The sequence below is a fragment of the Planomonospora sp. ID67723 genome (assembly GCF_015711605.1).
In the GTDB taxonomy this organism is placed as follows: domain Bacteria; phylum Actinomycetota; class Actinomycetes; order Streptosporangiales; family Streptosporangiaceae; genus Planomonospora_A.
On sequence record NZ_JABTEZ010000004.1, the window covers coordinates 450,812 to 475,148 of the forward strand.

Annotated in this window: 25 protein-coding genes and 3 pseudogenes; 13 read left to right on the forward strand and 15 right to left on the reverse strand. The window is 68.7% G+C overall.

Going from position 1 to position 24,337, the window contains the following annotated elements; all coding sequences use genetic code 11:
• Window positions 1-197: 197 nt before the first annotated feature.
• Together HS041_RS28760 and HS041_RS28765 are read right to left on the reverse strand one after the other, a co-directional pair.
• The gene (locus HS041_RS28760; protein ID WP_196443961.1) at window positions 198-1,601 is read right to left on the reverse strand and encodes an amidase; all 1,404 of its coding nucleotides are present in this window, start codon (window positions 1,599-1,601) and stop codon (window positions 198-200) included.
• Between the two features lie 181 nt (window positions 1,602-1,782).
• Window positions 1,783-1,983 (reverse strand): hypothetical protein, encoded by a 201-nt coding sequence (locus tag HS041_RS28765; protein ID WP_196443962.1) that lies wholly within the window; start codon window positions 1,981-1,983, stop codon window positions 1,783-1,785.
• Window positions 1,984-2,142: 159 nt separating this feature from the next.
• On the opposite strand from HS041_RS28765, the gene HS041_RS28770 reads away from it, so the two are divergent.
• From HS041_RS28770 to HS041_RS28780, 3 genes are all read left to right on the forward strand, one after another.
• The gene (locus HS041_RS28770; RefSeq protein ID WP_196443963.1) at window positions 2,143-3,003 is read left to right on the forward strand and encodes a hypothetical protein; all 861 of its coding nucleotides are present in this window, start codon (window positions 2,143-2,145) and stop codon (window positions 3,001-3,003) included.
• Between the two features lie 2 nt (window positions 3,004-3,005).
• On the forward strand, window positions 3,006-5,636 hold the full coding sequence (locus HS041_RS28775) for a hypothetical protein (protein WP_196443964.1): 2,631 nt from the start codon (window positions 3,006-3,008) through the stop codon (window positions 5,634-5,636).
• A 188-nt stretch (window positions 5,637-5,824) separates the two neighbouring features.
• Complete coding sequence (locus HS041_RS28780) at window positions 5,825-5,998, forward strand: hypothetical protein (protein WP_196443965.1); 174 nt, start codon at window positions 5,825-5,827, stop codon at window positions 5,996-5,998.
• A 15-nt stretch (window positions 5,999-6,013) separates the two neighbouring features.
• Here HS041_RS28780 and HS041_RS28785 read toward each other — a convergent pair whose 3' ends face one another.
• Window positions 6,014-6,667 (reverse strand): HD domain-containing protein, encoded by a 654-nt coding sequence (locus HS041_RS28785; protein WP_196443966.1) that lies wholly within the window; start codon window positions 6,665-6,667, stop codon window positions 6,014-6,016.
• 71 nt (window positions 6,668-6,738) lie between these two features.
• On the opposite strand from HS041_RS28785, the gene HS041_RS28790 reads away from it, so the two are divergent.
• From HS041_RS28790 to HS041_RS28800, 3 genes are all read left to right on the forward strand, one after another.
• Window positions 6,739-7,695, forward strand: coding sequence for a GlxA family transcriptional regulator (locus HS041_RS28790; protein WP_196443967.1), 957 nt, complete (start codon window positions 6,739-6,741; stop codon window positions 7,693-7,695).
• A 93-nt stretch (window positions 7,696-7,788) separates the two neighbouring features.
• Window positions 7,789-8,154, forward strand: a complete 366-nt coding sequence (locus HS041_RS28795) for a type 2 periplasmic-binding domain-containing protein (protein ID WP_196443968.1) — start codon at window positions 7,789-7,791, stop codon at window positions 8,152-8,154.
• Between the two features lie 588 nt (window positions 8,155-8,742).
• Window positions 8,743-9,990 carry a sensor histidine kinase gene (locus HS041_RS28800; protein ID WP_196443969.1) on the forward strand — a complete coding sequence of 416 codons (1,248 nt, stop codon included), beginning with the start codon at window positions 8,743-8,745 and terminating at the stop codon, window positions 9,988-9,990.
• 109 nt (window positions 9,991-10,099) lie between these two features.
• On the opposite strand, the gene HS041_RS28805 is transcribed toward HS041_RS28800, so the two are convergent.
• From HS041_RS28805 to HS041_RS28815, 3 genes and pseudogenes are all read right to left on the reverse strand, one after another.
• The gene (locus tag HS041_RS28805; RefSeq protein WP_196443970.1) at window positions 10,100-11,980 is read right to left on the reverse strand and encodes a serine hydrolase domain-containing protein; all 1,881 of its coding nucleotides are present in this window, start codon (window positions 11,978-11,980) and stop codon (window positions 10,100-10,102) included.
• A 243-nt stretch (window positions 11,981-12,223) separates the two neighbouring features.
• A complete protein-coding gene (locus HS041_RS28810) occupies window positions 12,224-12,646 on the reverse strand; it encodes a VOC family protein (protein ID WP_196443971.1) in 423 nt (140 codons plus the stop codon).
• Window positions 12,643-13,101, reverse strand: a pseudogene (locus HS041_RS28815) (transposase); the annotation flags it as partial. The pseudogene HS041_RS28815 and the gene HS041_RS28810, both read right to left, overlap by 4 nt.
• A 13-nt stretch (window positions 13,102-13,114) precedes the next feature.
• Here HS041_RS28815 and HS041_RS28820 point away from each other — a divergent pair.
• Window positions 13,115-13,585 (forward strand): annotated as a pseudogene (locus HS041_RS28820) (transposase); the annotation flags it as partial.
• A gap of 100 nt (window positions 13,586-13,685) precedes the next feature.
• Here the strand turns inward: HS041_RS28820 and HS041_RS28825 are convergent.
• Both HS041_RS28825 and HS041_RS28830 read right to left on the reverse strand, forming a co-directional pair.
• On the reverse strand, window positions 13,686-14,324 hold the full coding sequence (locus HS041_RS28825; protein WP_196443972.1) for a LysE family translocator: 639 nt from the start codon (window positions 14,322-14,324) through the stop codon (window positions 13,686-13,688).
• Window positions 14,318-14,524: a hypothetical protein gene (locus tag HS041_RS28830; RefSeq protein WP_196443973.1), complete on the reverse strand. Its 207-nt coding sequence runs from the start codon at window positions 14,522-14,524 to the stop codon at window positions 14,318-14,320. The genes HS041_RS28825 and HS041_RS28830 overlap by 7 nt, the downstream gene beginning before the upstream one ends.
• Before the next feature lie 25 nt (window positions 14,525-14,549).
• On the opposite strand from HS041_RS28830, the gene HS041_RS39830 reads away from it, so the two are divergent.
• A complete protein-coding gene (locus HS041_RS39830) occupies window positions 14,550-15,074 on the forward strand; it encodes a CGNR zinc finger domain-containing protein (RefSeq protein ID WP_196443974.1) in 525 nt (174 codons plus the stop codon).
• Between the two features lie 579 nt (window positions 15,075-15,653).
• The gene (locus tag HS041_RS28840; RefSeq protein ID WP_196443975.1) at window positions 15,654-16,820 is read left to right on the forward strand and encodes a serine hydrolase domain-containing protein; all 1,167 of its coding nucleotides are present in this window, start codon (window positions 15,654-15,656) and stop codon (window positions 16,818-16,820) included.
• A 96-nt stretch (window positions 16,821-16,916) separates the two neighbouring features.
• Here HS041_RS28840 and HS041_RS28845 read toward each other — a convergent pair whose 3' ends face one another.
• Window positions 16,917-17,078 carry a hypothetical protein gene (locus tag HS041_RS28845; protein WP_196443976.1) on the reverse strand — a complete coding sequence of 54 codons (162 nt, stop codon included), beginning with the start codon at window positions 17,076-17,078 and terminating at the stop codon, window positions 16,917-16,919.
• 118 nt (window positions 17,079-17,196) lie between these two features.
• Window positions 17,197-17,301: pseudogene (locus HS041_RS40525) on the reverse strand (helix-turn-helix domain-containing protein); the annotation flags it as partial.
• Window positions 17,302-17,615: 314 nt separating this feature from the next.
• On the opposite strand from HS041_RS40525, the gene HS041_RS28855 reads away from it, so the two are divergent.
• Window positions 17,616-18,455 carry an aminoglycoside 6-adenylyltransferase gene (locus HS041_RS28855; RefSeq protein ID WP_196443977.1) on the forward strand — a complete coding sequence of 280 codons (840 nt, stop codon included), beginning with the start codon at window positions 17,616-17,618 and terminating at the stop codon, window positions 18,453-18,455.
• A 365-nt stretch (window positions 18,456-18,820) separates the two neighbouring features.
• Here the strand turns inward: HS041_RS28855 and HS041_RS28860 are convergent, their stop codons facing one another.
• Window positions 18,821-19,039 (reverse strand): FG-GAP repeat protein, encoded by a 219-nt coding sequence (locus HS041_RS28860; RefSeq protein WP_196443978.1) that lies wholly within the window; start codon window positions 19,037-19,039, stop codon window positions 18,821-18,823.
• A gap of 318 nt (window positions 19,040-19,357) precedes the next feature.
• On the opposite strand from HS041_RS28860, the gene HS041_RS28865 reads away from it, so the two are divergent.
• The gene (locus HS041_RS28865; protein ID WP_196443979.1) at window positions 19,358-19,765 is read left to right on the forward strand and encodes a hypothetical protein; all 408 of its coding nucleotides are present in this window, start codon (window positions 19,358-19,360) and stop codon (window positions 19,763-19,765) included.
• Window positions 19,766-20,072: 307 nt separating this feature from the next.
• Here HS041_RS28865 and HS041_RS28870 read toward each other — a convergent pair whose 3' ends face one another.
• Complete coding sequence (locus tag HS041_RS28870) at window positions 20,073-20,561, reverse strand: DUF6326 family protein (RefSeq protein ID WP_196443980.1); 489 nt, start codon at window positions 20,559-20,561, stop codon at window positions 20,073-20,075.
• A gap of 98 nt (window positions 20,562-20,659) precedes the next feature.
• Window positions 20,660-21,343, reverse strand: a complete 684-nt coding sequence (locus tag HS041_RS40530) for an NAD(P)-dependent alcohol dehydrogenase (RefSeq protein ID WP_374058880.1) — start codon at window positions 21,341-21,343, stop codon at window positions 20,660-20,662.
• 122 nt (window positions 21,344-21,465) lie between these two features.
• Between HS041_RS40530 and HS041_RS28880 the strand changes: the two genes are divergently transcribed.
• Window positions 21,466-22,140 (forward strand): TetR/AcrR family transcriptional regulator C-terminal domain-containing protein, encoded by a 675-nt coding sequence (locus tag HS041_RS28880; RefSeq protein WP_196443982.1) that lies wholly within the window; start codon window positions 21,466-21,468, stop codon window positions 22,138-22,140.
• A gap of 86 nt (window positions 22,141-22,226) precedes the next feature.
• Window positions 22,227-22,535, forward strand: coding sequence for a transposase (locus tag HS041_RS40535; RefSeq protein ID WP_374058891.1), 309 nt, complete (start codon window positions 22,227-22,229; stop codon window positions 22,533-22,535).
• Between the two features lie 40 nt (window positions 22,536-22,575).
• Here HS041_RS40535 and HS041_RS28890 read toward each other — a convergent pair whose 3' ends face one another.
• Together HS041_RS28890 and HS041_RS28895 are read right to left on the reverse strand one after the other, a co-directional pair.
• Window positions 22,576-23,649: an IS630 family transposase gene (locus HS041_RS28890; protein ID WP_196443984.1), complete on the reverse strand. Its 1,074-nt coding sequence runs from the start codon at window positions 23,647-23,649 to the stop codon at window positions 22,576-22,578.
• 126 nt (window positions 23,650-23,775) lie between these two features.
• Window positions 23,776-24,162 (reverse strand): hypothetical protein, encoded by a 387-nt coding sequence (locus tag HS041_RS28895; protein WP_196443985.1) that lies wholly within the window; start codon window positions 24,160-24,162, stop codon window positions 23,776-23,778.
• Between the last annotated feature and the right edge of the window lie 175 nt (window positions 24,163-24,337).

Genomic DNA, 24,337 nt, shown 5'->3' on the forward strand with positions numbered 1-24,337 from the left:
GCCGACCTGCCGCCCGCCCTCCGGGTGACACGACACACCGGACAGCCCACGCCGCAGGGACACCGAACCGGGGATCGATCTGCGACGGGACCGTTTCGGGGCAGGCGGGACAAGCGTCGGCCGCCTGATAGCGGGCCGGTCCTTCGAGTTCCGCGAACCGTGGGAGGTCCTGCGCGGCCCCCACGAGGAGCGGACGGTCAGCGGGGGTCGATCGGCGTCGGCGTCCCGGCCGCGGCTTCCACCACCGCAGCCGCCTCCAGGCACAGATCCTCGCGAAACCTCGGGCCGATGATCTGCACGGCCTGCGGCAGCAGCGCATCGGCCGAGGCGACCGGTACAGCGACCGCGGGCAGCCCGAGAAGGTTGATCGCCACGACCATGCGCATTGTGTCCGGCCAATCGTCCAGCCACCGGGGGTCGAGATCGGATCCGATCCGGAAGGCCGGACGTGTGCGGATCGGCGCGAGCATCAGCGGGGTACGGCTCAGCTGCGCGCTCCACAGGCGCGCGATGGACGCCCGCTCCATCATCGGGTCGAACGCCTGCTCTCCGCGGGCCCGCGTCCAGATCGGCTCGTACGCCTGCCAGAAGCGTACGAACCCAGGAGAGGCGATCGCGTCCGCAGGGGGCTGTTCCCGGTGGATCCGGCCGTAGTCCGACATGATCTGCGTGAAGATCTCGCTCGCCCGGGTGAGGGCCGTGGCCGAGCCCTCCTCGACGAGGTAACCCGCGTCGGCCAGGGCCGCGGCCGCGCGCTTCAGCGCGTCGGCCACCTGCGGGTCCATCTCGGTCCCATCGAGATCGGTCACCACGCAGACTCGTACCGGTGCCGGCAGGGGCGGGCCGCACACGGGCACCGGCGCGTGCCACGGGTCCCCGCCGGACCGCCCGCACATGTGGTCGAACGCCAAACGCAGATCCCGCACGCGCCGGGCGATCGGACCATGGACGGCAAGCAGCTGGAACGCGAAGGGAGCCGGCCCCGCCCCCTGCCCGGCCTGCGCCACTCTGCCCAGCGAGGGCTTCAGCGCGCTGACGCCGCAGCACTGGGCAGGCCATCGCAGCGAGCCCGCACCGTCGTTGCCGATTCCGAGCGGGGACATTCCCGTCGCCACAGCGGCCGCCTCCCCGCCGCTTGAGCCACCCGGCGTGTGTTCGGCGGACCAAGGGTTCACCGTCGCGCCGCGCAACGCGTTGTCGGTGTGCCAGCGCATGCCGAACTCGGGCATGTTCGTCCGGCCGATCGGGATCGCCCCCGCCGCGCGTAGTTCGGCGACGAAAGGCGCGTCGACGGCCGCCGCCGTCTCCCTCAGCGCGACGATTCCCAGCGTCGTCGCCGACCCCCTGACGTCGATGTTCTCCTTCACCGTTATCGGTACGCCGCGCAGGGGACCGACCGCGTCCCCTCGCGTGCGGGCTCTGTCGGCCGCGTCCGCCGCCGCGAGCGATTCCTCCTCCAGCGTGACCGTGATCGCATTCACCCGGGAGTTCACCGCGTCGATCCGCCGTAGATGCGCCTCGATCACCTCCCGGCATGAGACCTCTCCGGCGCGGATCAGCTCTGCCAGATCCCACGCGCCCAACGTCCACAGCTCCGTCAAGGTGTCCTCCTCGTCGACCGTGCTGGGAAATCTAGGGAGAAACGCCGGGAAAGAGCAGTCTTGTTTTCCCGGCGGCCTCAGCCGCCCTCCTTGCGGGCCAGCCGTCGCGTCCCGGGCAGGCGGCCGTCTCAGCCGTCAGCGGTCCCGGCGGTCAGGCCCGCCGACCGGTCGACGGCCACCTTCACCGCCGCGGCGGCCCGCCGGTGCCGCCGGTCAGGTGCAGACGGCCCCACCCAGGCGCCGTCTGCACCTGGTCGCCGGCGGCCACCAGGTGCAGGCCGTACTGCAGCCAGGTGGTCACCGCGTCGACGCGCTCGCCACCACCGGCGTCGGTGGTCACCGTCACGCCGGCCTCCAGTAGCAGGATTCGTAGTGCGTTCACGCCGATGTTCACGCTTCGCCCTGACAGGCGATTACCAATCATGCACACTGCGGTTATGACGGCCTTGTCTGGATACGATGCCAGGCGCATCCATCACCTCCCTGGGACGCTGCGATCCACCGTGAACGAGCACGGCTTGCGGCGTACGCAGATGGGCGGGTGAGCGCCACGGAGACGCAGCAGAGCGCCGTCCCGGAGCAAGACGACGGGCCCGACAAGGGCGCTGCCCGCCGGGCCGCCGCGCTGGCGGGGGTTGGCTCGATCGCCGACATGGCGGCGATCGCGCAGCTCGTCACCACCGAGTCGCGGCACGGGATCCTCGTCGCCGGGCTGCTGTCGGTGCTCGCAGGGACACTCGGACTGATCCAGCTCCACGGGCAGCCCATGCGGATGCCGGCCATGGTGATGGTTGCGCTGATCGCCGTCGGTGCGGGGCTGACCGGCGTGATGATCGAGCGGTATCGTGCCGACGCGGTCGCCGGAGGCAGTCCGTCCGCCGCCGCTCCAGTGAATGGCGCCACCGGGCCTGCGGCGTTCACGGAAGCGTCCCGTGGCCCCACCGTGCCGTCCCCGTCCCCGTCCCCGGACTCGTCCCGCGGCACGAGCGCCACCGCTACGGGGCCCACACCCTCGGCGTCAGCCGGGGAGGTGATCCACGAGGCTGAGGCGTCCCTACGCGACCAGGACTACCTCGACGTCGAGTCCGGCCGCATCGGTACGATCACCCCGGCCACGAGCGACCTGTGGTACGTCAGCCCGTACCGCTCCCTGTGGACGGCTGGCGGCGGCAAGCGCCCGATCACCACCGTGGACGTGCGCCCCGGCCCTGCCGAATGCGCGCGGGCGCTGGCCGCTCGCGATTACGACCAGGTGGAGGTCGGCACGATGGCGGCTGGTGACTGGGCCTGCGCCCGCACCGCCGAGGGCAACCTCGTCGCGATCCAGTTCCCCGTCATCCCGACCGGTGACGCCCCGCTCAAGATCTCCTACATCGTCTGGCGCTGGACCTCACAGGGGTAGGCATGCTGTACACGCTCGCCAGGAAGCTCGCCGCTCCGGTGATCATGATGGTGATCGTCGCTCTGACAGCGGCGATGGACTACCCCGAGCCGCTGCCGGACTTCGCCCATCCGCACGCACCGCACTACCCCTGGTACCAGCCGGTCAACGCGGCCACCAGCCGGCCTGTCCTGATCATCCGCGGAGGCTTCACCGATGTGCCGTGGCCCGCGGTCAAGGACGACGCCTGGCTCGGGCGGCGTTACTTCGGGGGTTACCCCAGTGTGCGCGACTACTTCGTGCAGAGTTCCGACGGCCGGGTGTACCTCACCCGCGCCGCCGAGAGCTCCGGCGTCCACGACGACGGGATCGTCACCGTCGACTACGGGCTGACGCTGGCGCAGTGGACCGCGCTCACCGACGAGCAGATGATGCGTCACGCCGTGAACCTGGCTGACCCCCTGGTGAACTACGCGGCCTTCGACCGTAACGGCGATCACCGGCTCGGCCAGGACGAGGTGGTGATCGTGGTCCTGCAGTCAGTACGCTCCGACACCGGCGGGTACATCGGAGAATGCGGCGCTGCCCGGGAGGTCTTCCCGGGTCCCGTGCTCGATGGAATGGATCTGGACAGGCGGGTCAACGTCTGGGCCAACAGCGCGACCAACCAGATCTCTCTCGACCACGAGATGATGCACGCCGCGTTCGGCCTGGACCGCGACTTCCACGGATACCCCATTCACGGCTTCGACGTCATGGGGAACACCTGCACCGAGGACGAGTGGTACGTGGACCTCAACTCTTGGCACAAGATGCACCTGGGCTGGGCGAAACCGACGATTGTGACACGGGACGGCTACTACGGCGTCCCCACCTGGGACACCAGCGACACCGCGTTCCTGCTCTACGACCCCGACCGAGGCACCGACGACTACCTCCTGGTCGAAAACCGATGGCGCCGCCCCGGCGGCTATGACGCCGACGTGAAGGACAACGGCCTAGCCGTGTGGCGTATCGACGAGAGCCAGTACTACAACAACGCACCCGACGCCTACCCGATCAGACTGCAGGGCCCCTGCCCGGACTACTCGTGCACCCACTACGCATGGGACGCGAGCGACCCCGAGACGCCGCAGCGGGACATGACCGGCCCCTGGCGCGACGGCACGCCCAGTAACGTCGCGATCCGGATGGTCAACGAGGCCGGGCCGACGACGACGGTCTACTTCGACGTGCCGGGTCCGGGCGCCGCCGTGGACTGCTTCGACCGCTCCACCCCCACCCGGCGACGCGAGGTGCAGGTCATCGCCGGACAAACCGTCGCCCTGCGCCTTCCCGTGCAAAACACCAGCGAGCAGTCGGGAGCCGTCGGCCTGGGCCTGGCCGGGCAACTGGAGCCCGGCTGGTCATGGAGCGGGGACAGCGCCGACCTGGATGCCAAGGCGACGACGGTGAGCCGGCTGCTCATCACCACTCCGGCCGCCGCCGCACCCGGCGACTACCGCCTGTCACCGGAGGCCACCTGGCTCGCCGACCCACGGTACACATCCAGGTGCGATGTCACCGTACGGGTCGTTGCACCGCCGGCGGCGAGCTGGGGCTACGCCTCCACGCGCGCCCTGCAGTACGAGGCCCCGGTCGGCGAGGTAGTCACCCTCGACCCGTCCTGGCAATGGGGCACCTGGAAACGGGACAGCGATCCGGAACAGGTGAGCAGGCACGCCACCATGATCCGTACGGGGACCGGCCGCTACACCGTCACGCTGCCCGGCCTCGGGACGACCCCGGGCGTCGCGCATGCTGGCGCGGGCGTCTCGTGGGGCCGCATGGACGCCGCCTGGTGCCAGCTGGAGACCGTAACCAGGAACGGCACCGACAAGCACTTGGACGTGGCTTGCTTCGACGGTGCGGGAACGCCCAGCAACCTGCCGTTCGCCGTCTGGGCGAGCGGGCCGAGCCCAGGCGCACAGCCGCAGCTCCAAGCGCGTTACGAGACTGTCGGCGGATTCGGCAACGCGTTACCGCTGGTGAACGGCGATACGTACAACTCCGCCGCGGGCCCGGTGGAGGTGCGTCGGGCCGGTGAAGGCCGCTACGAGGTGACGGCCGGGGGCGCGGTCTTCGACGCCACCGGATACGCGCGGATCACCGCGCTCAACGACGTACGCGTCCGGTGCCGCGCGACGAGTACCGAGGACACCGGTACGGGCGTTCGCATCGGCGTGGAGTGCCTCGGCGCGGACTTCCGCCCACGCAGCACGCCGTGGCTGCTGTCCTACACCGAAGGCGTCGGCACCCACCACGATCCCGCCGTACCGGCGGCGTACGCGAGCACGGCGGGGAACGCGTCGGCGCCGGGCATCGACACCCGGCGCTCGTGGAGCAGCACTGGTGAACTGCCGACCATCGCCCGCACAGCGCCAGGCGTGTACGACATCAACTACCAAGCCATCGGCAACCCCTTCACCTACCCTGCCGACCTGGTCGACGTCGCCGCCATCGGCCCGGAGGCGCGGTGGTGCCGGGTGCTGTCGTGGAACTCCTACAGCTATCCAGGGAAGCTGCGCATCATCGTGCACTGCTACGACGCCGCGCGACGACTGGCCGATGCCCACTTCGCCTTCACGTACCTGCGCGCTCCGGACCGGGCCTGACGCCGACGTAGGTCTTCTCCGGGGGCAGGCCAAGTACGCCGGAAAGGGGCCATGGCTGGTGCGACACGGCCCGTTGCGCCCTTCGGAGAGGGCGGGTTTCGGCGGCCTGTTGCCGAACGGTCTGGATCTGATCACCGAGTTGCGGGTGCAGAAGGCGGCGTGGAGAGGTAGGGCTCAGCCTCGGCCGTGTGCTCTTCGCCGCCGACGGCTCGACCATCGGAGATGTCGCAGATCTGATCCGGTCGGTGTTCTCGCGACTCGACCAGCGCTCAGTGGTCGCAGCGGCCCGCGACGGCCTCCAGCGCCTGGTGGTGCAGATGGACCTCTCGGAGGGAGACGCTCCCCGTCTTGCACGGGGCTGATGAGTGCCAGCCCTGTCAGGCGACGCCGGACCAGGCTGCGGTGACCACCTCACGCCATGGCAGAACGGCTGTGCCGGGAGCGTCCTGCCGCAGCAGTTCCGCCGGAAAGGAGAACGGCGGGGCCTTGGCCGGGTTGCGCGTGGCCTGGCCGACGATGAGCTCGGTCAACTCGACGCTACCGCCCAGCCTCGGGTAGGTGGCGTGCACCCGGTCGGCGTAGCCTGCGGGGAGCTTGTCGGCACCAAACGCCGCCACGTCCGCCCCCGCACCGGCATGGGTGAGCGCGATCTCGGGCCGCATCCTGTCGGCGATGCCGAGACTGGTGTGCAGGGCGATCGCCTCCCAGGCCAGGCGGGTCCGGTCCGCGGCCAGCCCTTGTTCGGTGAGGAACTCCGCGGCCAGGTCCGCGCCGTCCACCTCGAACCGCCCGCCTCGCTCGCCCCGCTCGGTCAGCCCGACGTCGTGCAACATGCACGCCAGGAACAGGACCTCGTCGTCGTAATCGTGCTCGGCCCGAAGACCGTGTCGCTCCCCGATGGCCCTGCCGAACAGGTAACTGCGCACGCTGTGGGTCAGGACGGCCTGCGCGGCGATCTCCTGGACGAACCCGTACGCCTCGCGGGTCAGTGGGGTGTCGGGAATCGCGAAGCCGGTGAAGTGATCTGTCATGGGTTTGATCGTGGCCACTGAGGGACCGTGCGGAAAGTGGCTGTAATGCCGTACTGCGCTAGATTCTGGCCATGCATGTGGTCGGTGTGCTGGCGATGAACGGAGTGGTCGCCTTCGACATGACGGTGCCCGCCCAGGTCTTCGGCAGTTCCACGGGTGATCGGTATCAGCCGCTGTATGAGACGCGGTTGTGCACCGTCGGCGGTGCCGTCCGGACCTCGGAGCCTTTCGGCGCGATGCGGCTGGAGACCGCATGGGGTCTCGATGACCTCGCAGCGGCCGACACCCTTGTACTCCCTGGTCATTGGAACTTCCTGGAAGAGCCACCCGGGGACGTCCTGGAGGCGGTGCGGGCGGCGGCTGGGCGCGGCGCGCGGATCGCCTCGATCTGCGCTGGGGCGTTCCTGCTGGCTGCCACCGGGCTGCTCGACGGACGGCGGGCGACCACGCATTGGACCTACGCCGCCGAGTTGGCCCGGCGCTACCCCGCCATCGAGGTCGACGCCTCGGTGCTGTTCACCGACAACGGCGATCTGCTCACCTCGGCCGGTGTGGCGGCCGGCATCGACCTGTGCCTGCATCTGGTCCGGCGCGATCACGGCTCGGCGGTGGCCGCTGAGACCGCTCGCCGGATAGTGATGTCACCCCAGCGCGACGGAGGCCAGGCGCAGTTCATCCGGCACGCCGATCCCCGCGACCTGGGGACCGCGCTCCAGCCCGTCCTCACCTGGATGGAGTCCAACCTGCACCAGCCGCTCAGTCTCGGTGACATCGCCCGTCACGCTTGCGTCAGCGTACGGACCCTGACTCGCCGGTTCCGTGCTCAGATCGGGACCACTCCCCTGCAGTGGTTGTTGCACGCCCGTATCCGCCGCGCCCAGCACCTGCTGGAAAGCACCGATCTGCCGATAGGCCGGATCGCCGAAGCGGTGGGCATGGGCTCTCCCACGACACTGCGTGCCCACTTCGCCCGCGCCGTCGGCACCTCCCCGCAGACCTACCGCACCACCTTCCGCACCCGCCCCTGATCTGCCGGGCATCACGGCCACGAAGCGAGACTTTTCTGCCCTGGACACCGCGGCATCCCCGAGCGGGACCCGGTACTTCCGCATCCCCATGACGTGAAGAGACCGGGGATCCGGCTGGTCACCTACCGGCGGTTACGCATCCCCACGTTCGGCGAGGTGTGGCTGCACGACTCCGCCAAGCGCCTGGCCCGTCTCATCACCCGTGGCCAGGCCGTGGTGCGGTCGGTCACCGTTTCCCGAGGCGGGCACCGCTGGTACGCCTCCGTGCTGTGGGACGGCGCCGTGGCGATGGTGCCCGCCCGGGTCGCGCAGCGCTCTCCCGCGGAGGGCGTGGTCTTCCGCCCGATCACCGACGCCCCGCCGAGCCGCCTGGTCCTCGCCTGGCGCAGGACCGAGAGCTCACCTCTGGTCTCGGCATACGCCCGGCTGCTGGCGGAGGTTCACCGAGCGACACCGTGACCGGTGCGTCCTGCCGGGCTGCCGCCTGGTCGGTGGACCATGAGCATCCCGCTCACCGGTGGCTGTTGGCCCGTCGCAGTCCGTTCTCGCGCCGATCGCCATGCTTCCGGCGCTCCGCAGCGGGGGCAGCGCCGTACTCCTGCACCTGCCGGGACGCACGGTAGGAGAGTGGGTACGGGAACCGGCCTTCCGGCACCCGCTTCTCGGGCGAGGCCGGGAATTGCCAGGCGCAAGCCTGATCGCCTTCCGCAGCGGTCCCATGACTGTGCGACAGCCTGAACGCTCGGCCCGTCTTGATCGACGACGCCACCCGACCGCCTTCCAGGGATTTCTCGACTGTCAGCCTCCCCGACCTCGGTCCTGGCGTTCAACCAGATGATCACCAGCTCTTCAAAACCCTCGAGATCGTCAGGTGCTAAAGCCAGCGGCGCTGTTCAGCATGATCAGCCGATGGCCACCGTCATAGCCCAGAAGGGCTTCCGACCAATAGCACCTCCAGGTTCCACAGTTGGGGTGGGGTCAGCACTACTCTGACGATTCCTGCATGCAAGGTCGATGGTGGATGTCATACCTCATACGGTTACCCCCATGAAGTCCCTCCTGCGCCGTATCGGTGCCGATACCCGTTATCTGTTCGTCGGGTTTCCTCTCGCCGTAGTCGTCTTCGCGCTGGTAGTGACAGGGTTCGCCGCCGGAGCGGGAACAGTGGCCGTCTGGGTGGGCGCACCGATTCTGGCGGCGACGCTGACACTCGCCCGCAGCGTCGCCGATCTGCAGCGGACGATACTTGCCGGGGTTCTCGGCCACCCGGTCGCCCGGCCGCGCTACCGCCGCGCCCCCGAGAGCGCCGGCTGGTTCCGCCGCATGGTCAACCCGCTGACCAGCGGGCAGTCCTGGCTGGACCTGCTGCACGCCATCGTGAACTTCCCGATCGCCGTCGTGACGTTCTGCTTCACGGTGACCTGGTGGGCCGGGACGATCGTCGGTCTCACCTTTCCCCTCTACGGCTGGCTCACCGCCAGCATGCCGGACAACTACGGGCCGGCCTACCTGCTCGGCTTCGGTGACAGCACAGTAATCGACGTGCTCATCACCACCGGGGTCGGTCTGCTGTTCGCGATCACGCTGCCGGTGGTGATCCGCGGCGGGGCGCTGATCCAGGCCGGGCTCAGCCGGGCCATGCTGACCGGCGTCGCCGAGCTGCACGAGCGCATCGACGACCTGGCCGAGGGCCGGGCCGCGGCGGTCTCCGCCGAGGCCAACGCGCTGCGCAAGCTGGAGCGCGACATCCATGACGGGCCGCAGCAGCGCCTGGTCTCCCTGGCCATGGACCTGTCCCGCGCCCAGCGCCAGCTCAAGCGCGACCCGCAGGCCGTCGAGCAGATGCTCTCCCAGGCCATCACCTCGACCCGGGAGACCCTGGACGAGCTGCGCGCCCTGTCACGCGGCATCGCCCCGCCGATCCTCACCGACCGCGGTCTGGCCCCGGCGCTGGCCGCGCTGGCCAGCCGGTGCACCGTCCCGGTCGAGCTGGACGTCCAGGTGGAGGGGCGCTTCGCCGCCGCGGTGGAGAACACCGTCTACTTCGTGGTCGCCGAGTCCCTGACCAACATCGCCAAGCACAGCCACGCGAGCGTCTGCACGGTGACGCTGGCCAAGACCGGCGGCGTCCTAATGCTCACGATCGGGGATGATGGGGTCGGCGGCGCGCACGTCGCCAAGGGACACGGCCTGTCCGGCCTCGCCGACCGCCTGCGGGCGGCGGACGGCGAGCTGTCGGTGGACTCACCGGTGGGCGGGCCGACGGTGATCGTGGCGGAGGTGCCGTGCGGGTAGTCGTGGCCGACGACGCGGTTCGGCGGAAGAGCGGCGGGATGACTCGCCGCTCTTCCGCCGCTCCCGGAGCAGCGGTGACCGTCGTGAGATCGCCGTCCCGCTTCCCTTCTCACATCAAGCCGTAACGGGCGGCGATGGTGAGGAAGACGACCGCGCCTGCCGCCACGGCGCTGTAGCGTACTCGCGCCGCCTTCGACCACCAGCCTCGCGACCACGACAGCGCCGCGAGCGCCACGACCGTCACCGTGGTGGGCAGGACCCACACCAGCGAGAACGGCAACGCCGTACCCGTGGAAAGCGATGCCAGATCCGAAGCCGCGCGGGTCAGGAAGCCCAGGTAGCCGAGGCAGATCAGCGCGGTCGCCACGGCTGGCACCTGTGCCTGCCATGCAGCCCGGCCCGTCGGCGGTGTGGCACGTCCGCGCAACCGCCGTCCCAGGGCGGCCACCGGCCAGGCGAGCGCGCCGAGCAGGACCAGGAGGGCGCCTGCGGCCGTCGGCAGCAGCACCATCGGGGATGCGTACCAGGAGATTCGTTCGTAGTTCTGTGTGGGGTTGCCGTCAGAGGACAACCCGACGATCTTTCCCTCCTCCTTGATGAACCCCAGGCGGTCCGTGCCGTCGGCCGAGACGAACGTCTCACCGCCGGCCGGAATCCACACTCGATCCGGCAGTACCGGGTGGGAGGTGTGCAGGGTGCCGTCCCCGAGGGCGGTGACGGTCACCCGATCCGCGGCGGAAAGGAACAGCTCATACGCTTCGCCCTCGCTCATCCGTGTGGCCAGGTATTCCCCGGTGTAGGAGTCCAGATCCCGGCCGGGGGCGGCGGGCGAGGCGGGCACCGGGTACGGCTTCACTCCGGCGAACGTCGTCAGGAACTCCCTGATGACCACGTCGCGGACGCCGGACAGCTTGTCCGGCGCCACACCGTCGCCGTTGACCGCGATATAGATACCCACGCCCCGTTCAGGGACCAGTGCGTACTCGGCGTGGGCGCCGCTCTCGTCACCGGTGTGCCACGCCCACTGCGGACCGGTGCCCTTTCCCTGGAACGTTCCGAATCCGGGACCCCTGAGTTCCGGTTGGGGGCCCGCCTGTCGTCGCAGCATCGCCTTCACACTGGTGGAGGTGAGCACCCGCCTGCCGTCGAGCTCGCCGCCATTGAGCAGGGCGCGCAGGAAACGGCCCATGTCGGTAACGGTGGCGTAGGACCCTCCCGAAGGGGCGCCGTTGGCGTACCACAGGGGAACGGGCCGGTTCTCGCCGTCGATGATCTCGTATGGGACAGGGGCGGACAACCGCCTGCGGGCTTCGTCCAACTGCATGAAGGCGGTGCGGGTCATCCGCAGGGGAGCGAAGACCCGCTGGGTCATGTAGTCCTCGAAGGACCGGCCCGAGACGGTCTGCACGATGTATCCGGCCAGGTCGATGCCGTAGTTGGAATAGGCGACGAAGCGACCGGGTGGGTGGATGCGGGCGGGCTGGTAACGGACGATGTAGTCGCCCAGGGCCGACACCCTCTCGGCGGAGGGGGCTGCCGTGCCCTCGGTGATCTCGGCGAAACCTGCGGTGTGGGTCAGCAGGTGACGCAAGGTGACCGGGCGTCCGGGATGGGTGTCGGGAAGCTTGGCCTTCTCGGGCAGATAGCCGTTGACATCGGCATCGAGATCCAGTTTCTCCGTCTCCGCCAATTGCATGACGGCGACCGCGGTGAATGTCTTGGCGATTGAGGCGGTCTGGAATGCCGTGGTGTCGGCGACAACCGGTTTCCCGGCGGCGAGATCGGCATAGCCGTAACCGCCGGTGAAGATCTCACCGGCGCTGTCCACCACCGACACCGCCGCACCGGGCACCTTCTGTTCCCGCAGCAGCTGGGGAACGCGCCGATCGAGGAAGGCCTGTACGCGCCCGGAGTCGAATGATCCGTCGTGGACTGGTCCGGTGGATCCGGCCATGGCCGCAGGGGCGGACAGTCCTGATAGCAGGATCACGGCGGAACCGGACAGTCCGGCCCGCGTCAATGCGCGCAACATCATGGTCTCTCTTCAATGGGGAAGTGAGGCCCAACACTAGGGATCAGTACCGGGCCGGTCAGCCCGGCTCACCCCCTGACCACCGGTAAGGCGGTCCCTACCGTGCCAGGTAGGGCCAGTGCTCCGGGACCCAGGTAGAGACCCCGTGACTCATGATTGGAGCAATCGTCAAGAGTCGTGGATCGATTGAGAGCAGGATTGTCAGGACTGGTCTGTCATATCGGCCGCGACGAGCTCGACCTCGAACCCGTCCGTGTCCTCCAGATAGGCGGCGTAATGCTGTTCGCCACCCGCGTGCGGATGGCGATCGGGGAACATCAGCCTCCAGCCGTGTGCGGGCGCCTGCTCGGTCAGCGCATCGACCAGGGCGCGGCTTTCCACGTGGAAGGCCAGGTGGTTCAGTCCAGGGCGGCAACGGTCGTGCCGGTCGGCGCTGAGCGCGGATGACTGCTCCAGGACCAGGTAGGTGGCTCCCAGCCGCCAGCTGCGCCCCCCGCTCCAGTCCTGGAAGAGGGTGTATCCGAGCGCCTGCAGCAGCCACTGCCAGCTGATCACGGCGCGATGGAGGTCGGGCACCCATATCTCGATGTGGTGCAGTGTTCCGGTGGTGGCCTTGTCGTTCATGCCGCGATCCCTTCTGGACGTTCGACGAGCTTGCCGCTGACGAAGGTGGCCCCCGCGCGGACCAGGGCGACCAGATGAGGCGCGTTCACGGCGCGCCAGCGAGCCTGGGCCGACTCCATCAGCTTGAACGCCATCGCCAGCCCGGCCGCGCGCGACCCCGGCCCCTTGGTGACCTTGGTGCGGTGCCGGACGGTGGCAGACGTCGACTCGATCGGGTTGGTCGTGCGCAGGTGGATCCAGTGCTCGGCCGGAAAATCGTAGAACGCCAGCAGTTCGCCGACATCACCCGTGACCTTGGCCACCGCCTTGCCGTACTTGGCGCCGTAAGCGGCCGAAAACGCCTCCACGGCCGCCGGCGCGTGCGTCTTGTCCTCGGCGTCCCAGATCTCGGCCAGCGTCTTCTTGGCGCCCGGGTGCGCGAACTCCGGCAGCGACCCCAACACGTTAGCGATCTTTTACGGCTTCGACTACCTGCGCAATCTGCTCACCACGATGCCCAAGTCGGCCCAGCCATGGGTGGCCACGCTGGTGCGCACGATCTTCGACCAGCCCACCGCCGAGGCGGTGCGCACCCAGCACACCTGGGTCATCGACGCTCTGGAAGCGAAATATCCGGCGGCGGCCGAGCACCTGGAAGCGGCACGCGAGGACCTGCTGGCCTTCGCCGCGTTCCCGCGCGAGGTCTGGAAGCAGATCTGGTCGAACAACCCGCAGGAACGGCTGAACAAGGAGATCCGCCGCCGCACCGACGTCGTCGGGATCTTCCCCGACCGAGCTGCGATCGTCCGTCTCGTCGGTGCGGTTTCGGCCGAGCAGACCGATGAGTGGACCGAGGCCCGCCGCTACATGGGCCTGGACGTACTGGCCAAGGTCCGGCTACGGATGATCTGCGGCGACACACCGGGGCAGAACGCGTTGCCGCAGACACTTACCGCTTAACCTGCAGAAACAGGATCACGCGAAGGTCGGCTCATACACCACTTCGCTGGACGTGACCCGCCGTGGCTGCAGGGACTGCATCACGCCTCGGTCGGACGCCTCAGAGCGGGGCGATGGCCAGCCGGATGCCGAGCACGACGAGTGCGGAGCCCATGACCCCGTCCAGCACCGCCGAGAGTGTGGGCCGCCGAACTCGGCGACCCGCTCGGGTGAGCAGGAAGCTCATCCCGGGATACCACGTCAGTAGCACCGCGGCGTGCGCGAGGAGCAGCACGGCAGCAGTGGGGGCGACCGCGTCGTCCGGCCTGATGAACTGCGGGAACACGGTGGTGTAGAAGATGCCCACTTTTGGGTTGAGCAGGTCGCCGACCAGACCGCGGCGGAACCCGCCGAGCATGGAGAGCGTGGGAGCGAAACCGTCGGACCGCCGACCGGCTGCCCGGCACCGGGTCGAGCGCAGGGACTGCATGCCCAGCCAGATCAGGTACGCCGCGCCCGCCAGGCGCAGCACGTCGTAGGCCACGCGTGAGGACGCCAGCAAAGCGGCGAGCCCGAGTATCGAGGCCGTAGCCCAGAAAATCTTGCCGAGCGTCAGGCCGATCGTGGCAGCGACCGCGGTGCGCTGACCGCCCTGTCGTGCGCAGTGCAGCACGACCGTGAGATTGGCGCCGGGGGTTGCCGCGAGGATCAGGCACAGCGCGACGAAGCTACCCAGCTCGGCCCAGCTGAGGGCTACCACGTCGGCTCACCGCCGTCGGCCATACTCGTGAGCATCCTCGCCGGATCGGCGAGCCGGAGCTCGCGTGGCAACGCCAGTTCGTCGTTGAGGGCCTGCCAGTTCGGCAGCACACGCAAGCGGCCGCACACGCAGCCCTGGTCGCGCACCCGCGCCAGAGACGTCGAGCGCTGGGAGCGGGGGAGAAAGATGTGCATTGTCACCCCATGACCGTGGTGCAATGAGTAAGTGCATTTCAACGCTTACGGCGGCAACGCGGCGTTGCTGGCGGCGGCCCTGTCGAACCTCGACGATCGATGCGACACGCTCGTGGTGGAGGCCTTGCTGGCCGAGCATCGGGTGGCGCGCGCCCAACTGACCGACCATCAACTGGAGCTCCTGCTGGCGTGGCGTATTCGCCTGTGGGAGGTCTTCGCCGCAGCCACCACGCAGGAGCGAGTCGCCGTCGTCAACCGGTTGCTGGCTGATGCGGCAGCCCGTCCGTATGTGTCCACGCACGATGGCCAGCCACCGCACCTGCACTACGCCGATGAGAACGCCGACGTCGTCACGCGAGTACGGGCCGTCACAGCGGCCGGGCTCGCCCTGGTACTCACCGAGACCGATCCATGTCGCCTCGGCCGGTGCGCGGCACCGGGGTGCCGCGCCGTCTTCGTCGATGTGTCCCGCAACGGCCGCCGCGAATACTGCTCACGCCAGTGCGCCACTAGGGTCCACGTGTCCGCCCACCGGACTCGGATGCGGCGGCGGTAACTCAATAGTGGACCAGGCGTCCCGCAGCCGGCCGGGCTCAGCCGGGACCGGTGAGGCTCGGCACGGCCTTCGCCCGCTGGCTTGGCCTCGGCACGAAGAGCGGCTGGTGAGCGTCTCAGAGATCTTCGTCCTTCGGGTCCGGTTACCGGCCGCGTCCGCCCCGGCCGCGATCCGGGCGGGGCGAGTTCGGCGCGCACAGCCTCCAGCTGGCGGCGGGCCTCAGCCAGGCTGGTGGCCGGCCGGGACTCTCCCGGGCGCGCGGGTCCTGGTTGCGGGCCCGCCGGGGGGCGATGCCGACGTCGTCGGCCACGGCCCGCTCCAACCTTGCCGCCCAGTCGGCGCGCATCTGCCGGAGCACTTCGGTGGCCGCGCGCCCGCGCGGGCAGCTCGCGAAACTCGCAGAACTCCGGCGGCCGCCGACGCCGCGCCCCTACGGTGATCGGCCATTCGGCCTCCTCCTGAGGTACCGGCCTGATCCTGACGCTCAGGGACGGGCGGGGGATCACCCTGATCCGTCGCGGACCCATCTTCCATGACCTTTCATAGGTATCTGTTCCGCCCTTCCGGAAGGAACCCCTCGTGCATTCCGCGAAACTCGCCGTGATCGCCGCGGCCGCCCTGGCCGTGCTGACGCCGTCAGCGGCCAGGGCCGACGCCGGCGCGAACGATCCCTCGCCCTACCGCTGCCTCATCGACAAGGTCGCCGCCACGCCCCTGCCCGACCTGCCCAAGGACCAGACGCCTGTTCCGGGGCACGTCAAGACCCCTATCCCCGGCATCGTGCTGGACGTCCGAACGCCCGGTACCCGGTTCACCGGCGCCGCCGGCCGCCTCGCCCTCGGCGCAGGCAGACTGCGCCCCGGCGACGCCTTCCGCACCGCCAGCGTCACCAAGACCTTCACCGCGGTGGCAGCTCTCCGGCTCGTCGAGCAGGGCAGACTGCACCTCGACGAGCCGATCGGCGAACACCTCGATCCCGCCCTGATGAAGAAGATCCGCTACGGCTCGCGCATCACCCTCAGGCAGCTGCTCGACCACACCTCCGGCATCGCCGACTACGTCACCGACGACCCGTCGTGGATGAGCGAGGTCTTCGCCTCCCCCCGCCGCACCTGGACACCTCGCGAACTGGCCGAGCGGGGACTGAGGCTTCCTGCCTCGTTCCAGCCGGGAAAGGGGTACCACTACTCCGACACCGGCTACGTGCTGGCCGGGCTCATCATCGAAAAAGCCGCCGGCAAGCGCCTGCACCAGGTCTACCGCCAGGAGATCCTGCAGCCGCTGGGCATGCGCGCAACCTACCTGGAGCACTGGGAGCCTCACCGCGGGCGGCTGTCGCACCCGTACGTCCTGGACCTGGACTTCAGGCGCTGGAACCCCACCTACGACACCTTCGGCGGCGGCGGCCTGGTCTCCACCGGCGCCGACCTGACCCGGTTCATCCGCGGCCTGTTCGAAGGCCGGGTCTTCGCGCACGCCCAGACGCTCGACACCATGCTGCAGGCCACCCCGCGTAGCGAAGGCAGCTACGGCCTGGGCATCATGCGCATCCAGGAGGGAAAGACGGCGTTCTGGGGCCATCTGGGTGCGCACGGAGCTTTCATGCTCTACGACCCCGGCACGAAGACCTCCGTCACCGGCACCGTCAACCAGATGTTCACCGGGAACAAGCGAGTGGAGAGCGAACTCATCTCCACCGCCTACCGCATCGCGGTCGGGGCGAAGGCTCCTTCCTGTACCGCGTGACGCCGCCGCTCTCCCAGACCGCGTACGTCAGCAACACCTCCTCCAGTTCCGCGAGCACGGCGAAGATGTCGTCGCCCAGATCGGGCACCGGGATGGTCATCGGCCGTGCCTCTCCATGAACGCCGTCCACTCCGGGGAGTGGGTGGAGGCGATGTAGTCGGCGAGCTCCTGCGGGGGCAGGCTCTCGTCGTAGGTGGCCGCGAGGATGTCGGAGTCGCCTCCGCGGCACTCTTCGCAGGCCTCGGTGTGGGTCACCATCTCGCGGATCTCCGCGACGGTGGAGGACTTCGCCCTGATGGGGGTGTCCCTTCGGGTCGTCGTGGGTTCTGGGGGATGCGGGGGCCGCTACGGCCACGTGGGCGGCCCCCGGCCGGATTCAGGCGGGGGAGTGGGGGACCGGGGCCGGATCGTCTTCCAGCGCCCGGTACAGCGTGGAGCGCCCCACCCCGAGGGCCTTGGCGATGGCCGAGATGGTCTCCCCGAGCTTGCGGAAACGCGATCTCTAAACGATCTTGACGGATCGTCCCGTAGACGATGGCGGTCTCAAGAGACCAACGCATCACCGCTGTTCAGCGATTTCAGCGTAGGCCTCCGCCGGGCTGCGACAGACGTGGATGAGGTTGTGCCGGGCGGCCAGGGCGTCGGCAGGCCGGCTCAGCAGGCTGTAGCGGCGCAGGGCGGCGACGGCGGCGGAATCGCATCGATGATCGATAAGGGTATGGGAGTCGCCCTTGTCCCGGGTCGGCGGCTGCCCGCTGGAAACCGAGCTCCGCACGAGGTGGCTAACGTGGTGCCATGATCACTGATGACGATGATGCGCTGGTGACACGTCTGGTGGAATGGGCACGGCGCCGGCCGGACATCAGGGCCATGCTCCGCACCGGATCACGCGCGCGCGGTGACGGCAGCGTCGACGCACTGTCCGACCACGACATCGAGCTCTACACCACCGCCCCCGACGAGTACGCCGGATCGGACGAGTGGGTGGGCGAACTCGGTGCGGTATGGGTGAACATCGAGCTTGAGGGCCCTTATGACAACCCCGCGCACCTGGTGTTCTTCGAGGGTGGTGTCAAGGTCGACTTCCAGGTGGTGCCGATGAGTCTCCTTGAGAACATGATCGACGGCGGTCTGGACGAACTCCACCAGCGGGGCTACCAGGTGCTCTTCGACCGTGACGGCATCGCGGCACGGCTTCCGGCGGCCACTCGGAGCGCTCCGCTCACGGAGGCACCCGGTGAGGAGGAGTTCCGGGAGACCTGTGCGGAGTTCTGGTTCGAGATCGCTCACCTGCCCCGTTACCTGGCACGAGGCGACCTGTGGGTCGTCAGGGCCCGGGACTGGGAGACCAAGGAACTCCTCCTATCCATGATCGAATGGCATGCCGTGACCCACTACGGCCCCGGTCATGACGTCTGGCATATCGGGACCAAGATGCGGGACTGGGCGGCGCCGGGTGTCTGGGAGCGCGTCGAGAAGGTCTTGGGTATCCACGACCCCTTACGGCAGGCCCAGGAGACAGCTGACCTGTTCGGCGACCTCGCCCGGGACGTCGCCGAGGCGTACGGCTTCGCCTATCCCCAGGACGCGGAACACGCGATCCGTTCCTACATCGACCGGCTACCGCAGAGGTAGCGGACGTCGTGTTCCGGTGTTTCCAAGGGCGCGGGCCGAATGCGGGACTTCGTCGGGCAACTGCCGACACCCCCTGGGAGTCTCCCGACAACGCCCGCGCCCAGCGGTGCAGCTGGTGACCCTCCCCGGCTGCCGGCCCACAGCATCGCTGCAGGCCCTGATGGAGCGGGCATCGGCCCGGCGGCGCCACCTGCGGGCGATACACGGGAGCCGTTGCCCCGTCGAATCGATGCCGGGCGAGGAGCCTGATACGGCGCTGAGGAGGAAGCCGGCGGTCACCGCCGCGTGATCGTCACCGGTACGCAGTTGTTCGAGGAGCATGAGCGCCTCTTCACGCCCAACATCACGGGCAGGTAGCGCGGGCGTTATCCGGCGATCAGGCCGCTGTTGCTGGTTCCCTCGTAACCGGGATAGCCGGGAATGCCCACCGCCAGGTCGTTGTAGCCGTCGCCGTTGAGGTCGGTGTTCGCCGTGACCGGCGCCGCCTGCGCGGGGCCGGCCAGGCCGAGGGGGCCTGCCAGGAGAGTCAGGGCCGCGCCCAAGGCGAGCACCGTCGCCGACCAGGTTAGCTTTCGAGCGTGCACGCCCGCCGGATGAGCGCGCCCCCTGGAGATCACCTGCGTTTGAACGCACCCCTGACCAGATGAGAGGGCACGAGGCACTCTCCCCGATGACCGGCCGATCCCCGGATAAGTCCCCGGGCCGGGCCGGGGACGTCGCTGACCTTGCCGGAATGCTCCACGCCGTCGCTGATCAACGACGTCCGTTGGATTTCGGCGACTGCCGCCAGGACCTCGGGTCGCCCCGGTGATCGGCAAGTCGATCTCCAGCGCCGGCCTCTGGCCTCATCCCCGGCCTCCGCGCCCGACGCGACAAGGCCAGGCCCGAGCATGCGAGCGACGATGAGGAACAAGATCTTGACGGCGTCCGGAAACCGGCAGACGACGGCCTCCGCCATGACTCGGCTGTTCTCGATTGTGCACTTTCGCTCGGCGTTCGCGTTCTGTCTCGTCGTCACGGCGCTGGTGGCCGCGATCACGCAGCTTGCGCATCATGGCGAGAAGCAGATTCCCGCCGCCGTCAGGCTTGCCTCGCTCGTTGTGCCAGCCGCGGTGTCGTTGGGGTTTTTGTCCCTTTGGGTGGTGCCGCTACGCCCACACCTGCGGGACATGAACCAGATGCAGGCCGGCCGAAACTGGGCGCATTGGCGCTATCTCGTCCGGAAGGCGACCAAGCGAAAGACTCGCGGCGAGCACCGGGCGCCGGTAGACCGGGGGATCCGCTCGATGACGGCCGCCTTAGGCTGCTGATTGACGACCGGCACGGCGCCGGTCAGCGGGTCCTGCTCTCGAAGTTCCGGCCAGGTGGTCAGGTGCCTTTCCATGGCGCCCACCGACGTCTCAGAGTGCGTTAAGCGAGCTAATGCCCCTTTCGTCGTTGTGGTTGGTTGGATGAGGTCTGCTGGTCGGTCAGCCGCCGTTCGGCCTACGGGCGCGGCTGGCGCGAACACCGGACCGCTCGTGAGCAGGTTCTCTGCGTATACCGCGACTGAGCTGGTCACGGTCGGCCCGGTGTCCGCGGCGGCGGGCTTCACGCCGTAGGGCTTTGCACGGACACCTACTGTCGAAGGTCCTGTCGAAGGTCGGTCGTCGCGGGACCGGCTGGGACGACGGGGGTTCGAGGCCATGTCCAGGCGGAGCGCAGGATGAAGGCCAGGAGCAGCACCTCGATTCCGATGGAGAGGCCGTAGAAGGGGGCCCAGTCCCAGGACTCCCCTACCGCGTTGAACACCGAGTAGGGGATGTAGAGCGATGCAACGACGAGGTTCGTGGCGCGGTTCACCCGGGCGGGCAGCGTCATGGAGAGCATCACCATCAGGGCCGGGGTCGCCACGGACGCGAGCATAACGGTCAACAATGTCGGGCTGATGTCGAACTCGAAGACGACGCCAGCCAGGATGTTGTCGACGGTGCCAGGCTTGTAAAGGTGGAAGTAGTCGACGTAGATGTAGAGGAACATGGAGCTGGTCCATGCGGCGGCGAGCTTGACCTGCACGGGGACCGGCGGGTTGTCGAGCAGGTTCGGGGTTTTCGTCCGGATGGTCATCGGTTCTTCTTTTCGAGAGGAGCGGTCCGTCCGCCGGAGTGGCGGCAGGTTGGGGCGTACATACGCACGGGGTTGGGTCGTTCTCGTCGGTCCGGTCGTCAGACGGTGACGACGACCTTCCCTCGGGTGTGGCCGGCCGCGACGTAGCGGAGGGCGTCGGCTGCTTCGTCGACGTTGCGGGTGCTGCACACACCCGTCTCCTCGGCGCCGAACGCCTTGGCGATCTGTACGGCGAAGGAGCCCACGCCGCCCGACGTGCCCGTGACCAGCACCGTCTGGCCCGGTCGAACGTTCTCGATCTTGCGCAATGCCTGCAACGCCGCCATGGCCGAGGTGGGCACCGCTGGCGCGTCCACGACCGACAGGTTGGCGGGCGCGGACAAGAGGTTGTCCGCCGGGACGCAGGCGGACTCCGCGAGCGTTCCAGTGGTGCTCTGGCCGAACACCTCGCCGCCGGGGCGGAGAGCGGTGACATCCTTCCCGGCCGCTGCCGCCACGCCAGCGAGGTCCCTGCCAGGGATGCCGTGGCGCGGCCGGCGGAGCCTGAACGCCAAGCGCACCACGTACGGCTCACCGGTCATGACGAAGTAGGCGCCAGGGTGTACCGAGACTGCGCCCGCCTGGACGAGCACATCGCCTCGACCGGGCAGAGGTAGCCCGACCTCGGACGGCTCGAGCACTGAGGGCGGCCCGCATCGTCGTCGCCCCGGCCGGACTTGCCCCCGGCACCAGGCGTGCTCCGGCACTCGATCGCTGTTCGATTCCCACAGAAGCCTCCTCACGTCCGAGCTGCGACTCTCGCTGGTTCGTACATCGTACGTCGTACGCTGTACTACGATCGTACGCTGTACGATGACCGTACGCTGGACGATTGTCAAGCCGTTCGAGGGAGCGAGGAGACCCGTTGTCTGCGAGGGAACGACGCCAGGTCGCGTCAGATGCGGGGCTGAGCAAGAAGCGGGTGGTGGTCGAGGCGGTCCGGCTCGCCGACCGCGAGGGGGTCGGCGAGCTGAGCATGCGCCGGCTGGCTCGCGCGCTCGGCGCGGGCGCGATGTCGCTCTACTACTACGTGGCGAGCAAGGAGGAGTTGCTGGACGCCATGATCGACGTCGTGTTCGAGGAGATCGAGCTCCCGCCTGCAGAGACCGACTGGCAGTCAGCGATGCGACGTCGGGCGGTATCCGCCCGACAGGTTCTCGCACGCCACCCGTGGGCGATCGGCCTGATGGAGTCGCGGACATCGCCGGGGCCCGCGAACCTCCGCCACCGCGAAGCGGTCACCGCCTGCCTGCGGAGGGCTGGCTTCCCGGTCTTGATGGCGACGCACGCCAACTGGTTGCTCGACAGCTACGTCTACGGTTTCGCCCTGCAGGAAGCCAGCCTGCCGTTCGACACCGCCGATGAGTTCGCGGACATGGCCGAGGACGTCTTCCTGCCCCAGCTTCCTCCTGACGAGTTCCCCTACCTCAACGAGTCCGCCGCGGCGCTCGCCGCTGCCGGCTACGACCCGGCGGAGGAGTTCACCTTCGGCCTCGACCTCGTCCTAGCCGCCCTCGAGCCCCTGAGAGTGCCTACGTGAGCCTCCATCCGTGATGTCGTTATGTGATCGTGTGGATTTGTAGTGTTACCGCCAGTCTGCGGGTCCAGTTGTGCTGGGATGGCGCGGTGACTGAGCGCAAGCCGTACCCGAGCGACTCAACCGACGCTCAGTGGGCGTTGATCGAACCGGTCCTCACGGCATGGAAGGCCGCGCACCCCTCGGTCAGCGGCCACGAAGGCAACTATGCGCTGCGGGAGATCGTCAACGCGATCCGCTACCAGGGACGAACCGGCGTCCAATGGGACTGTCTTCCCATGACCTGCCGCCCAAGGGCGCGACGTACTACTACTTCGCCAAATGGCGCGACGACGGCACCGACAAGACGATCCACGACCTGCTGCGCTGGCACCTGCGCGAGAAGAAGGGCCGATTAGCCGACCCGAGCCTGGTCGTACAGAGGCCGAAAGTCGGGGGTTACAGCGAGTCGAGCGTGAGACCTGTCGCGGAGATGAACCCGTTGAGCAGGTCGGAACGGTACTGCATGGGCTTGAGCCGGCTTCTGATCAGGGCGGCGAGCTGGTCGATGTCGCCGACGGTGAAGTTGAACAGCTTCGTCCGTAATGCCGCCCATATGCCCTCGGCCGGATTGAGGCCGGGCGCGTACGGCGGCAGCCGATAGACGCTCAGCCAGTCCTCATGCGCGGTGATCCAGGTGCGCATCGGGGTGCTGACGTGCTCGGGCAGGCTGTCCCAGACCAGTGGGATCGGCCCGCCCAGCTGGGCGTGGGCGGCGCTCAGCAGGTTCGGGAAGTCCTGCTCGCCGAAGCCCTTGGGCTCGTGCTTGCGGCGGTGGTAGGTGAGCGTGCGGTAGATCAGCCGGGTGCGCCGGCCGGGCTTGACGCAGAGCAGCGCGGCGATCGAGACCCGGCCCGAGCCGCGGTAGGACACCGGCAGGGTAGGGGTGTGGCCCTTGCGGGCCCAGGTTCGGCCCTTGGACGGCCTGGAGGCTTTGGCCGGACTCCTCGGCGAAGACGAGCCAGGAGCCCCAGGCCGCCCAGGTACTTTTATCGCCGGCCACACCCGCCTGACCCAGGTCGCGACGCGGGCCTCATCACGGCGAAGCGCCCGATGCGCGGGCACCTGAAATGACCAGCCCAGCCGCTTGAGCAGATAGGCCACCCCACGCGCGGTGTAGTGGATGCGGAACCTCTCGGCGATCAGCAGCGCGATGCGCGCAGCACTCCAGCACTGGTCGGCCCAGCCGTGCGCGGCCGCGCCCTGCTCCAGCAGCGCCTGCAGCCGCTCCAGCTGCCGCTGGGTGAGCTTGCCGCCGGCCCCGGCGGCGCCCTTGGAGGCCAGCGCGGCCTTGCCGTTGCGCCTCCACAGCGCATGCCACTCGTAGGCGGACTTGCGGGTGATGCCCAGCAGGCGGGCGACCCGCGGTGGGGCGATGTTCCCGGCGAACATGTCCGCGGCCTGGAACCGCAACGCCTGGCGCCGCTCCCGTTCGGCTGCGGACAGTCCGCCGCTTCTATCGGAGTACCTCATCCTTCAAGGCTGCCACCAGGGAAAACCCGCCTCGGAAAGGGACTGGCATTACGTCACGCCCACATTTCTAGATCAGTACGGTGCCCTGCTGCCCGGCCGGGTGAACCGGGCAGCAGGCTTCTTCGATCAGCCGGACAGATGCACGGTCATGCGGGGGCAGTTGTCGAGCCGGGCGACGTACTGGCTGTAGACGCGGTCGATTCTCAGGTCAGTGACCTTGCCAGACCCTCGACGGACGACATCACCGGTTATCGCGTCCACCACCTTCCACCTGATCTCGCTCTCGCTGCAGATGGGATTGTTGAACGGTTTCGGTGATTCCCACGTGCTGATCTCCACGAAATGCCCGTTCGGATCGGCCGCGACCCGGCCTGTGGTGCAAGTGGTCCAGCCCCAAGGAACGGTGCACTCGCTGGAATTCGCGGAGGCCGGAGTTGCCGTGCCCACCGCCAGGAGAACAGCGGCGCTCACCGCGGCGAGGCCGGTCGCGCAGAACTTTCGTCCGATGCTCAAAGAGCCCTCCCTACAGAGATATGGCGTCTTCCGGGCAAGCGCGATCTTCCGCCATGGCTTGCCCGTGTAGCGATATGTGTAGTGCTTGTCGGGTTGTGCGGTTTCGGGGTAGCCGGTGCACAATCAACACCGCACAACTGCACCGCCGCCCCAGTCGCCTTGACAGCCCCGGAGG